A 12,750-nucleotide genomic window follows, 5' to 3' on the forward strand; every position below is an offset into this window, starting at 1 on the left:
CGATGTACACCGGCAAGCATGCTCACCTTCGTCCGCTGCAGCCCGCCTTCATCATGGCGAGCACCGGCGAGGCCGTCACCTATCGCGAACTCGAGGCCCGCAGCAACCGGCTGGCGCACCTGTTTCGCAACCGCGGGCTCAAACGTCTCGATCACTATTCGATCTTCATGGAGAACAACAACCGCTACCTCGAATCCTGCGGCGCCGGCGAACGCTCCGGGCTCTATTTCACCTGCGTGAATTCCTACCTGACCGCGAGCGAACTCGCTTATATCCTGACCAACAGCCAGTCGCGGATTCTGATCACCTCGAAGGCGAAACTCGATATTGCGCGCGAGGCCTTGAAGGAATGCCCCAAGGTCGAGCTCTGCATCATCGCCGATGGCGCAGGAGAAACCTGGCCCGAGAGCGAGCGCATCGTCGGCCTGCAGCAGGCGACCGCGGGGCTGCCGAGCACGCCGGTCCCTGACGAATGCGTCGGCACCGCGATGCTGTATTCGTCGGGCACCACCGGCCGGCCAAAGGGAATCTTGCGGCCGTTGCCGGAACAGCCGGCCTCGCAGCAACTGCCGCTGTTCGATTTCCTGCAGAAGCTGTGGCACTATCGCGAAGGCATGGTCTATCTGTCGCCGGCGCCGCTCTATCATTCGGCGCCGCAAGCCGCCGTCAATCTGACGATCCGCAACGGCGGCACCGTCGTCATCATGGAGAGCTTCGACCCCGAGCGTTATCTTGAGCTGGTGGAGAAATGGGGCATCACGCATACCCAACTGGTGCCGACGATGTTCTCGCGGATGCTGAAGCTGCCGGCCGAGCTGCGCAGGCGCCACGACCTGTCCTCGCTCGAGATCGCGATCCACGCCGCGGCGCCCTGCCCCGCGGCCGTCAAGGACGAGATGATCGAATGGTGGGGGCCGATCATCCATGAATATTACGGCGCCACCGAAGGCCTCGGCTTCACCGCCTGCGACAGCGAGCAGTGGCTGGCCCATCGCGGCACCGTCGGCAAGGTGCTGCTCGGCGACCTGCATATCCTCGACGAGAACATGCAGCCGAGCCCGAAGGGAGCGCCGGGCACGGTGTGGTTCAAGACCGCAACGCCGTTCGAATATTTCGGCGACCCGGCCAAGACCGCCGAGTCCCGTTCATCCGACGGCAGCATGAGCACCGTCGGCGACGTCGGCTATGTCGACGATGACGGCTATCTGTACCTGACCGATCGCGCCACGTTCATGATCATCTCCGGCGGCGTCAACATCTACCCGCAGGAATGCGAGAACCTGCTGATCACCCATCCCAAGATCGCCGACGCCGCGGTGTTCGGCGTGCCCAATCCGGATCTCGGCGAGGAAGTGAAGGCGGTGGTGCAGCCGATGCCCGGGGTTGCGCCGGGGCAGGAACTGGCGGACGAGCTGATCGCCTTCTGCAGCCAGTCGCTGTCGCGCCAGAAAGTGCCGCGCTCGATCGATTTCGAAGCCGAATTGCCGCGGCTGCCGACCGGCAAACTCTACAAGCGGCTGCTGCGCGACCGCTACTGGGGCAACAAGACCTCGCGGATCGTGTGACGGGACGGAACCGCCCGTGAGACAGGTGAGGCATATTGGCGCGAGCCGTTGCCGTCAGTAGCGCGCCGAAACGCGGGCGACGGGTGAATTCCCTGCAAAATAGCGCCAATAGCGCGCCCACAAGTTCCGCCACGCGAACATGCGTAGTCCGAATTGCCAATCCCCGCATCGGCTTGGTTGGTTGCTACGGCGCTCTCCCGTGGTATCCTCGATACCAATCGGCCAGTTGAGACCGAAGTTCGAGGAGGGACCATGCGGAGCGTTCGCGCGCTTGCCGCGGCGGCACTGTTGTTGCTGCCGGCTTATCATGTTGCATCGGCGGCGGAACCGAAACAGGGCGGCATCCTCAAATTCTATCACCGCGACAGTCCGGGCAGCGCCTCGATCCACGAGGGCGCGACCTATTCGATCAACATCCCGTTCATGCCCGTCTACAACAACCTCGTCATCTACAATCAGCACGTCGCCCAGAACAGCATCGAATCGATCGTCCCGGAGCTCGCCGAGAGCTGGGCCTGGAGCAGCGACAACAAGACCCTGACCTTCAAATTGAGGCAGGGCGTCAAGTGGCACGACGGCAAGCCGTTCACCTCCGCCGACGTCAAATGCACGTTCGACATGCTGATGGGCAAGTCGCCGCAGAAGTTCCGCCAGAACCCGCGCAAGTCCTGGTACGATCAGGTCGACGACGTCGTCACCAATGGCGATTTCGAGGCATCGTTCAAGCTGAAGCGGCCGCAGCCGGCCCTGCTGGCGCTGCTGGCCTCCGGTTATACCCCGGTCTATCCCTGCCACGTTTCGCCGGGCGACATGCGCACCCATCCGATCGGCACCGGCCCGTTCAAGTTCGTCGAGTTCAAGGCCAACGAATCGATCAAGCTCACGAAGAACCCCGACTACTTCAAGAAGGGCCTGCCCTATCTCGACGGCATCGAGTTCACCATCATCCCCAACCGCTCGACGGCGATCCTCGGCTTCATCTCCGGCCGGTTCGACATCACGCTGCCGACCGAAGTGACGATCCCGATGATCAAGGACGTCAAGTCGCAGGCGCCGAAGGCGGTTTGCGTGGTGGAACCGAACAACGTGTCGACCAACATCATCGTCAATTCGTCCTCGCCGCCGTTCGACAATCTCGACATCCGCCGCGCTTTGGCGCTGTCGCTGGACCGCAAGGCCTTCATCTCGATCATGTTCGAGGGACAGGGCGATATCGGCGGCACCATGGAGCCTGCCCCCGCCGGGCTCTGGGCGATGCCGAAGGAAATGCTGGAATCGATCCCCGGCTACGGCCCCGACATCAACGCCAACCGCGAGGAAGCGCGCAAGCTGATGCAGAAGGCGGGCTATGGCCCCGACAAGCATCTCGCCGTCAAGGTCTCGACCCGCAACATTCCGGTCTATCGCGATCCCGCGGTGATCCTGATCGACCAGATCAAGAGCATCTATATCGATGCCGAACTCGATGTCGTCGATACCGCGCAATGGTTTCCGAAGATCGCGCGCAAGGACTATTCGCTCGGGTTGAACCTCACCGGCAACGCCGTCGATGATCCCGACCAGTCGTTCTACGAAAACTATTCCTGCGGTTCCGAGCGCAACTACACCAACTATTGCAACAAGGAGATCGAGAAGCTGTTCGACCAGCAGTCGGAGGAAACCGACGTCGCCAAGCGCAAGAAGCTGGTCTGGGAGATCGACAAGAAGCTGCAGGAAGACGTCGCCCGCCCGATCATCTTCCACGCCCGCACCGGGACCTGCTGGCAACCCTACGTCAAGAACATTACCATCATGTCCAACAGCTCCTATAACGGCTATCGTTACGAGGATGTGTGGCTGGACAAGTAGCGTCCGGTCACGACAGGCAGGCCGCCCAGGGAGAAACGTCAGGTGTTTGCTTATATCGTGCGACGCCTTGCCTTGATGCTCGTGACCCTGATCGGGATCTCGATCATCATCTTCGTGCTGCTGCGCGTCGTCCCCGGCAACATCGTCGACATCCTGTTCGACGCCGCCGGCTTCGTCGACCCCGCCGACAAGGCCAATCTGGAAAAGGAACTCGGCCTCAACCTGCCGCTCTACGTGCAATATCTGCACTGGATCGGCGGGCTGCTGCACGGCGATCTCGGATATTCCTACGTGTCGGAGAAGCCGGCCCTTCAAGAGATTTTGCCGCGGATTCCGATCACCGCGCGGCTCGCCGGCCTCGCGCTGTTGTTCTCGGCCTCGATCGGCATTCCCTTGGGGGTCATCAGCGCGGTGCATCAGGGCTCGCGGCTGGATTACGCCTTGCGCATCGTCAGCCTGAGCGGGCTGTCGCTGCCCTCGTTCTGGCTCGGACTGTTGATCCTGATGGCGTCGGTCTCGCTGTTCGGCACCATGCCGATCTACAATCCGAATCCGAAGACCTGGACCGAGGCGATCGCGATCTATTGCGTGCCGGCGATGGCGGTCGGCTTTCGCAGCGCCGCGCTGACCATGCGCATCACGCGTTCCTCGATGCTCGAAATCCTGCGGCAGGACTTCATCCGCACCGCACGCGCCAAGGGGGCTTCCGAGGCCTCGGTCAATTATCGCCACGCGCTGAAGAACGCCATTCTGCCCGTCATCACCGTGATCGGCATCGAAGCGGCCTTCCTGATCGGCGGCCTGATCGTGACCGAGACCGTGTTCAACATTCCCGGCGTCGCCCGCTTCCTGGTGGAAGCGCTGCGCTGGCGCGACTACCCGATCGTACAGAACCTCGTGATGCTGATCGCCGTGGTCGTGGTGTTCGCCAACTTCACCGTCGACATGCTGTACGCCGCGATCGATCCGCGCATCCGGTATACGGACTGATTTCAGGAAGATTTGGAGCCGCCGCTTGACTTCGATCAACTACGACAGCGAACTCAAACGCGCCGGCGCCCATTCGACGCATGGCTGGCGCCGGCTGACGTTTCTCGCGCAACGCTACATCCTCGGCACGGTCGGCCTCTTCATCTTGCTGCTGTTCGTCTGGGTGGCGATCTCGGCCGATCTGATCTGCCGTTACGATCCGCTCAGCGTCGATTCCGCGCACCGGCTGGCCTCGCCGGACTGGCGGCACTGGATGGGAACGGATTCGTTCGGCCGCGATGTCTGGAGCCGGATCGTCCACGGCGCGCGGATTTCGCTGGCGGTCGGCATCGGCTCGACCTTCCTGGGATCGTCGATCGGCGTCATGGTCGGCCTCGCCTCGGGCTATCTGTCGGGCTGGGTCGACCTGGTGTTCCAGCGGATCACCGACATCCTACAGGCGCTGCCGCTGCTGGTGCTGGCGCTGGTGATGACGGCGGCGCTCGGCCCGTCGCTGCCGAACGTGATCCTCGCGATCGCGATCCCGCTGATCCCGACGGTTGCCCGCGTGATCCGCGCCAATACGCTGGCGCTGCGCGAGCTGCCGTTCGTTGAAGCCGCCAAGTCGATCGGCATGAGCGAAACCCGCATCGCGCTGCGTCACGTGCTGCCGAATACGCTGGCGCCGCTGATCGTGCTGGCGACGGCGCAGCTCGGCTCCACCATCCTCACCGAAGCCTCGCTGTCGTTCCTCGGCCTCGGCATTCCCGAGCCCTATCCGTCATGGGGCCGCATGCTGTCGGAATCGGCGGCGGAATATGTCCGCACTGCGCCTTGGCTGGTGATCTTCCCGGGCATCGCGATCAGCCTCGCGGTGTTCGGCACCAACCTGTTCGGCGACGCGCTGCGCGACATCCTCGACCCAAGGCAGCGCGGCTGATGAGCGAAGCACAGGCGGAAGAAACGGTTCTCGACGTCAAGAACCTGCAGACGGTGTTCTTCACCAATTCGGGGCTGTTCCGGGCGGTCGACGACGTGTCGTTCACCGTCCGCCGCGGCGAGACGCTGGCGATCGTCGGCGAATCCGGCTGCGGCAAGAGCGTGACCGCGCTATCGATCATGCGGCTGGTGCCCGATCCGCCCGGCCGCATCGTCGGCGGTTCGGTGACCCTGGAAGGCACCAACCTGCTCGACCTCGACGAGGCCGAGATGCGCAAGGTCCGGGGCAACCGGATCTCGATGATTTTCCAGGAGCCGATGACCTCGCTCAATCCGGTGATGCGGATCGGCGACCAGATCACCGAAGTGGTGCAACTGCATCAGACCATGAGCAACAAGCAGGCGTGGGCCAAGGCGGTCGAGATGCTGCGCCTCGTCCGCATTCCCGAACCGGAGCGGCGGGCGCATGAATATCCGCACCAGCTTTCCGGCGGCATGCGCCAACGCGCCATGATCGCGATGGCGCTGGCGTGCCGGCCGACGCTATTGATTGCGGACGAGCCGACCACCGCGCTCGACGTCACCATCCAGGCGCAGATCCTGGCGCTGATCGTCGACCTGCAGAAGACGCTCGGCACCGGGCTGGTGCTGATCACGCACGATCTCGGCGTCGTGGCGCAGACCGCGCAGCGCGTCATCGTGATGTATGCCGGCAAGAAGGTCGAGGAGGCGACGGTCGAGGATCTGTTCGAGAACCCGCTGCATCCCTACACCCGCGGACTGATGGCCTCGATGCCGGCCGTGATTTCGCTCGAAGCCAGGGCCGACGCGCGGCTGACCGAGATTCCCGGCATGGTGCCGTCGCTGACCAACCTGCCGGTGGGATGCGCCTTCGCGCCGCGCTGCAGCCTCGCGATCGACCGCTGCCGCGCCGAATATCCGCCGCTGCAAGAGTTTGACGGCAAGCATCTGGCGGCGTGCTGGCGCGCGGCCGAAAAGGTGGCCGCGCCATGACCGACACGCCCCTGCTCGAGGTCACCGACCTCGTCAAACATTATGCGGTGCGTGGCGGCGTGCTGCGCCGTCGCATCGGCACCGTGCATGCGGTCGACGGCGTCAGCTTCTCGGTCGGCAAGGGAGAGACACTTGGTCTGGTCGGCGAGTCCGGCTGCGGCAAATCGACGGTCGCGCGCGCCGTGCTGCGGCTGGTGGAACCGTCCAGCGGCGCCATCAAGTTGAACGGCACCGATATCACCGGTCTCAGCAAGGCGGAGATGCGGCCGCATCGGCGCTCGATGCAGATCGTGTTTCAGGACCCGTTCGCCTCGCTCAATCCGCGCATGACCGCGGGCGACATCGTCGGCGAACCGCTCAGCGTGCATGGGCTGGCGACCGGCCGCGAGAAACAGGCGCGGGTCGCCGAACTGTTCGCGCAGGTCGGGCTGCGGCCCGACCAGATGAAGAACTATCCGCATCAATTCTCCGGCGGGCAGCGGCAGCGCATCTGCATTGCGCGCGCGCTGTCGCTCGGGCCGAGCCTGATTGTATGCGACGAGCCGGTATCGGCGCTCGACGTCTCGATCCAGGCACAGGTGATCAACCTCCTGATCGACCTGCAGCGCAAGCACGGCTTCTCCTATCTGTTCATCGCGCATGACCTTGCCGTGGTCGCCCATATCAGCCACCGCGTCGCAGTGATGTATCTCGGCCGCATTGTCGAGATTGCCGACAAGGCCGAACTGTTCGCCAACCCGCGCCATCCCTATACGCAGGCGCTGCTGGCGTCGGTGCCGATCGCCGATCCCAAAGCGAAGAAACTCGCGCCAATGATCGACGGCGACGTGCCAAGCCCGATCAATCCGCCGCCGGGATGCGCGTTCCACACCCGCTGCCGCTATGCGATGGACCGCTGCAAGGTGGAGCGGCCGGTGCTGGCGGAGGCCGGCGCGAAGCACGAGGTGGCGTGCTGGTTGAATGACGGGACGGGGCGACCGGGGTAGGCTTGTCGTCCCGGCGAAGGCCGGGACCCCTACCGCGTGATCTATCGATAATCTCCGGTGGCTGAGACCATTCGCCCAACAACTGCCGCGGCGTATGGGTCCCGGCGTTCGCCGGGACGACGGGGTTACGCCGCCTCGATCTCCACCACGATCTTTCCCGTCGTCACCTGCTCACCCTCGGCAACGTCGATGGCCGAGACCGTGCCGGTAACGCCGGCCGTATGCACGTGCTCCATCTTCATCGCTTCCAGCGTCATGACCGGCTGCCCGGCCGCGACCTTGTCGCCCGGCTTGACCAGCACGGCGACGACGCGGCCGTTCATCGCCGCGCGCACCTTGCCGTCGCCACCGCTGGCCGCGGCCGAGACTGGCGCCGCCAGCGTCAGGTCCCGGACATCCGTCGTGACGCCGCGATGCAAGATGTAGAGACGATCGCCATCGCGCAGGAACCTTGCGGATTCCATCAGCCCGTTGGTACGGAAACGAATGGTGTCGCAACCGAGTTCATCGATCGCGAAGCGCTGCTCGCCACCCGCGAACGAGGCCAGATAGCCGCCGTCGCGTTCGCGCACGATGTCGACCTCGTGCACGGCTTGGCCGAGATCGATCCGCGTCGTCAGTGGAAACGCTGCCGCCAGCGAACGTCCGCTGCGCCAGGCCGGGGCCTGCGGATGGGTCGCATAGAGCAGCAATGCGGCCAGCGCGGCCTCCGCCTTGTCATCGGTACGCGGCGCCAGCAGTTCAGCGCGATGGTTGCCGATAAAGGCCGTGGTCGCCTCACCCCTCGCAAAGGCCGGGTGACGCAGGCAGGAAATCAGGAATCCCTGGTTGGTGGTAACGCCGAAGGCTGCGGTCTGCTCCAAACCCGAGATCAGCTTGCCGCGCGCTTCATCGCGGCTCGTGCCATAGCTGATGATCTTGGCGATCATCGAATCGTAGAACGGCGGAATTTCGGAACCTGACTGCAGTGCATGCTCGACACGAACGCCACCGGGCATCTGCCACAGCGCCATCCTGCCGGATTGCGGCATGAAATCATGGCCGGCGTCCTCGGAGCACAATCGCACCTCGATCGCATGGCCGGAGAATTTGATGTCCTCCTGCACCAGTCCGAGCGGCTCGCCGCTGGCGACGCGCAGTTGCAGTTCGACCAGATCGAGCCCGGTGATCGCCTCGGTGACGGGATGCTCGACCTGCAGCCGCGTGTTCATTTCCATGAAATAGAATTCGCCGCTCGGGTCGAGCAGGAATTCCAGCGTGCCGGCGCCCTCGTAGCGCAGCGACCTGACCGCGTCGACGGCGACCGCGCCCATCCGCGCCCGCAATTTCGGCGTCACTGCCGGAGACGGCGCTTCCTCGATCAGCTTCTGGTGCCGGCGCTGCACCGAGCAATCGCGCTCGCCGAGATGAATGGCGTTGCCGTAGCGGTCGCCGAACACCTGAACTTCGATATGACGGGGATCGACAATGGCGCGCTCAAGAATCACGGTGGGATCTCCGAACGCGCCCTGCGCCTCGGATCGCGCGCTGCGCAGCGCGTCCGGAAATACGGCTGCGTCCGCGACCAGCCGCATGCCGCGCCCGCCGCCGCCGGCGACGGCCTTGATCATCACCGGGAAGCCGATCTTCCTGGCCTCCTTCAGCATCACGGCGTCGCTCTGGTCCGCGCCCTGATAGCCGGGCACGCAGGGTACACCGGCCTTGAGCATGATGTCCTTGGCGCCGGCCTTGTTGCCCATCGCCCGGATCGATTCCGGCGACGGGCCGATGAACACCAGCCCGGCGTCGCGGCAGGCTAACGCAAAATCCTCGTTCTCGGCGAGGAAGCCATAGCCGGGATGCACCGCGCCGGCGCCGGAGGCTTTCGCCGCGGCGATGATGGCGTCGATCCGCAAGTAGGATTGCGACGGCAACGCCTCGCCGATTCGCATCGCCTGGTCCGCCTCGCGGACATGCAGCGCATCGCGGTCGGCGTCGGAGTAAACCGCGACCACGCCATAGCCGAGCCGGCGCGCGGTGCGCATGATCCGCAGCGCGATCTCGCCGCGATTGGCGATCAGGATCTTGAAGAACGGCGTCCGCTTCATCATGCTCATGGGCGGGCGACCGAGAACTGCATGCGCTGGGGGATGCGCGCCTCGGCCTCGCGACAGATCGCCAGCACCTCCGAGAGCACGCTGCGGGTATCGCGCGGGTCGATCACACCGTCATCCAGCACGCGCGCGCTGGTCGAGAACACGTCCATCTGGCCGTCAAACACACCGATGATCTGCGCCTTCATCGCCTCCAGCTTTTCCTTCTCGATCGGCTTGCCGCGCCGTGCGGCGGCCGCTTCCGTCACGATCGCCATGGTTTCGGCCGCCTGCTCGCCGCCCATCACGGCGGTCCGGGCGTTGGGCCAGGAGAAGCAGAAGCGCGGATGGAAGCCGCGCCCGCACATGCCGTAGTTCCCGGCGCCGAACGACGCGCCGCAATAGATCGTGATCTGCGGCACGGTCGCCGACGTGACGGCCTGGATCATCTTGGAGCCGTGCTTGATCATGCCGGCTTCCTCATAGGCTTTGCCCACCATGTAGCCCGTCGTGTTGTTGAGATAGAGCAGCGGCGTACGCGACTGGCAGCAGGCCTGGATGAAATGCGTCGCCTTGTTGGCGCCGGGCACATCGAGCGGCCCGTTGTTGGTGATGATCCCGATCGCCTGCCCCTCGACGCGGGCGTGGCCGCACACCGTGGCGGGCCCGTAATTGGCGCCGAATTCCGTAAAGTCGGAATCGTCGATGATCCGCGCGATCACCTGCCGCATGTCGACCGGACGCTTGTGGTCCATCGCCATGATTCCGAGCAGTTCTTCCTGGTCGTAACGCGGCGGGCGCCAGGCGGGTTCGGCCGGCTTCGGCCGATCCCATTCCAGATTGGCCATGATGTCGCGCGCGATCCGCAGCGCATCGCGGTCGTCTTCGGCAAGATAATCACCGAGCCCGGAAATCGAGGTGTGCATCTCGGCGCCGCCGAGTTCCTCCTCGGTCGCGATCTCGCCGGTGGCGGCCTTGAGCAGCGGCGGCCCGGCCAGAAAGGCGCGGGTGCGGCCGCGCACCATCACGATGTAATCGGACAACCCGGTCTGGTAGGCGCCGCCTGCGGTCGAGGAGCCGTGCGTCACGGTGACGACCGGCAAGCCTGCCGCCGACAATCGTGCCAGGTTGCGAAAGATATTGCCGCCGCGAATAAAGTCCTCGACGCGGTAGCGCAGCAAATTGGCGCCGGCGCTTTCGACCAGTTGCACGTAAGGCAGCTTGTTCTCCAGCGCCAGTTCCTGCACCCGTAGCGTCTTGTCGAGCCCATAAGGCTGCAGCGCACCGGCATCGATGCCGGAATCATTGGCGCTGACCATGCAGCGAATACCAGCGACAAAACCGATGCCCGCGATCAAGCCGCCGCCGGGCACGCTCTTGTCCGCGTCCGGTACGTCGAACATGTAACCTGCGAGCGTCGACAGTTCGATAAAGGGTGTACCGGGATCGAGCACCAGCGCCACCCGCTCGCGCGGCAGCAATTGGCCGCGCTTGTGGAAACGGTCCTTGGCGGCAGCGGAGGCGGCGCGCGTCCGTTCCTCCAGCATGCGCATCCGCGCGATCTGCGCCAGCATGCCGTCGCGGTTGGCCTTGTAGGTGCTCCCGCCGGTCGCGATTGTCGATTCGAGGATGGCCATATTTACTCCGTCATTCCGGGATGGTCCGAAGGACCAGACCCGGAAGTTCGAGATTCCGGGTTCGACGCTTCGCATCGCCCCGGAATGACGTTGATAGGTTCGGGACCGCTCACGCGCTCTTCCCGGTAAAATGCTCGCTATACGACTGCCTCAATTCGACCTTGCGCAATTTGCCGGTCGCGGTCATCGGCATTTCGTCGAGGATGCAAATGAATTTCGGCATCTGGAAGCCGCCGAGATGTTTGCGGCAGTGCTCGGCGATCCCGGCTTCATCGGCCTGGGCACCCGGCTTCAGCTTGACGAACGCAGACACCGCCTCGCCCCATTGCGGGTGCGGCAGACCGACGACGGCCGCGTTCTGCACGGCGGGATGGGCCAGCAGCGTCTCCTCGATCTTGACCGAGGCGACGTTCTCGCCGCCGGACTTGATCATGTCCTTCTTGCGGTCGAGGAACAGCACCTCGCCGTGCTCATCGATCAAAGCGAGATCGCCGGTGTGGTGCCAGCCGAACTTGCGCGCCTCTTCGGTCGCTTTTGGATCCTTGTAGTAGCCCATCATCACGTTCGGGCCGCGATGCACGAGTTCGCCGGCCTCGCCGCGCGGCAGCAGGTTGCCGTTGTCGTCCATGATCGCGGTCTCGTTGACGATCAGCGACTCGCCCCAGTAATTGCCGAAGCGTTCCAGCTGGCGATCCGGCTGCGACATGGTGGTGGCCGGATACATTTCGGTCTGGCCGCTGGAGAGGACGAAATTCGGGCACATGTCGGCGATGGCACGCTCCAGCAGCGGACGGCCCATCGGCGCCATGGTGTAGATGCAGGTCTTCAGGCCCGAAAGATCGAACTCCCTGCGCCGCGGGTGATCGAGGATGGCCTGGTACATCAGCGACAGCCCGACAAACACGGTGAGCTTGTCGCGGACGATGGCTTCCATGCAGACCACGGGATCGAAGCCGCGCATCAGCGCCATCCGGCCGCCGACCGATAGGTAGCTCAACAGCAGCACATGGCCGGCGCAATGGAACAGCGGAAACTGCCCGGTGATGCCGTCGTCGCGGCCGAGCTTCATCTCGATACAATTGCTCATCACCGCCATCACCACCGCGAGGTGGCAATGCATCGCGCCCTTCGGGCGGGAAGTGGTACCCGAGGTGTAGATGATCATCGCGAGATCGCGTTCGTCGAACTCGATCTCGGGTTCGATCTCGGACTGGTCCTTGATCAGATCGGTGAAATTCTCCAGTCCTGACGCGGCGACCTTGCCGGCGAGATCGATCGCGATCATCTGCATGCCGCGCTTTTCCAGCGCGACGCGGCGGTCGGGCTGCGCATGCAGCATATCGTCGATCAGCGCGAACTTCACCTCGGCATGGTCGAGGATGTAGTCCATGTCTGATGGCCCGAGCATGGTGTTGATGGGAACCCAGACCAGTCCGGCGCGGTGAATGCCGAACAACGCTTTGACGAATTCAACCGAGTTGTTGCAGATCGTCGAAATCTTCTCGCCCGGCTTCAGTCCGCGCTGCACCAGGTAGTTGGCAAAGCGGTTGGCGTCGCGCTCGATCTCGGTGAAGGTGACGCGCCGCGCGCCGTCGGTGAGCGCCACGCGATCGGGAAACCGCGCCGCCGCCCGCTTGAGCAGATCGCCGATCGCGACGCGGCCGATCCGGCCGGGTCCTGTCACGCCGCCGGTTGCGGTGAGATTGGTCATGTTTTCCGC

The 12,750-nt window shown here is 64.3% G+C and carries 9 protein-coding genes; 6 read left to right on the forward strand and 3 right to left on the reverse strand.

The features are described from left to right. Positions 1–2 precede the first annotated feature (2 nt). The 6 genes from BLR13_RS15755 to BLR13_RS15780 all read left to right on the forward strand — a co-directional run bounded on the left by BLR13_RS15755 (position 3) and on the right by BLR13_RS15780 (position 7,321). Positions 3–1,565 carry an AMP-binding protein gene (locus BLR13_RS15755; RefSeq protein WP_074822224.1) on the forward strand — a complete coding sequence of 521 codons (1,563 nt, stop codon included), beginning with the start codon at positions 3–5 and terminating at the stop codon, positions 1,563–1,565. 252 nt (positions 1,566–1,817) lie between these two features. Further along, positions 1,818–3,413 (forward strand): ABC transporter substrate-binding protein, encoded by a 1,596-nt coding sequence (locus tag BLR13_RS15760; RefSeq protein ID WP_074822221.1) that lies wholly within the window; start codon positions 1,818–1,820, stop codon positions 3,411–3,413. Between the two features lie 42 nt (positions 3,414–3,455). Further along, positions 3,456–4,403 carry an ABC transporter permease gene (locus BLR13_RS15765; RefSeq protein ID WP_074822218.1) on the forward strand — a complete coding sequence of 316 codons (948 nt, stop codon included), beginning with the start codon at positions 3,456–3,458 and terminating at the stop codon, positions 4,401–4,403. A 25-nt stretch (positions 4,404–4,428) separates the two neighbouring features. Then, positions 4,429–5,322: an ABC transporter permease gene (locus tag BLR13_RS15770; RefSeq protein WP_074822216.1), complete on the forward strand. Its 894-nt coding sequence runs from the start codon at positions 4,429–4,431 to the stop codon at positions 5,320–5,322. Beyond that, complete coding sequence (locus BLR13_RS15775; protein ID WP_074822212.1) at positions 5,322–6,335, forward strand: ABC transporter ATP-binding protein; 1,014 nt, start codon at positions 5,322–5,324, stop codon at positions 6,333–6,335. Before BLR13_RS15770 ends, BLR13_RS15775 begins: the two co-directional genes overlap by 1 nt. Next, positions 6,332–7,321 (forward strand): ABC transporter ATP-binding protein, encoded by a 990-nt coding sequence (locus tag BLR13_RS15780; RefSeq protein ID WP_074831472.1) that lies wholly within the window; start codon positions 6,332–6,334, stop codon positions 7,319–7,321. The genes BLR13_RS15775 and BLR13_RS15780 overlap by 4 nt, the downstream gene beginning before the upstream one ends. Before the next feature lie 125 nt (positions 7,322–7,446). On the opposite strand, the gene BLR13_RS15785 is transcribed toward BLR13_RS15780, so the two are convergent. The 3 genes from BLR13_RS15785 to BLR13_RS15795 all read right to left on the reverse strand — a co-directional run bounded on the left by BLR13_RS15785 (position 7,447) and on the right by BLR13_RS15795 (position 12,741). Further along, positions 7,447–9,408: an acetyl/propionyl/methylcrotonyl-CoA carboxylase subunit alpha gene (locus BLR13_RS15785; RefSeq protein WP_074831470.1), complete on the reverse strand. Its 1,962-nt coding sequence runs from the start codon at positions 9,406–9,408 to the stop codon at positions 7,447–7,449. A gap of 5 nt (positions 9,409–9,413) precedes the next feature. Then, positions 9,414–11,030, reverse strand: coding sequence for an acyl-CoA carboxylase subunit beta (locus BLR13_RS15790; RefSeq protein WP_074822210.1), 1,617 nt, complete (start codon positions 11,028–11,030; stop codon positions 9,414–9,416). A 109-nt stretch (positions 11,031–11,139) separates the two neighbouring features. Next, positions 11,140–12,741 carry an AMP-binding protein gene (locus BLR13_RS15795; RefSeq protein ID WP_074822207.1) on the reverse strand — a complete coding sequence of 534 codons (1,602 nt, stop codon included), beginning with the start codon at positions 12,739–12,741 and terminating at the stop codon, positions 11,140–11,142. Positions 12,742–12,750 lie beyond the last annotated feature (9 nt).

The sequence above is a fragment of the Bradyrhizobium ottawaense genome (assembly GCF_900099825.1).
GTDB classification, from domain to species: Bacteria; Pseudomonadota; Alphaproteobacteria; order Rhizobiales; family Xanthobacteraceae; genus Bradyrhizobium; species Bradyrhizobium ottawaense_A.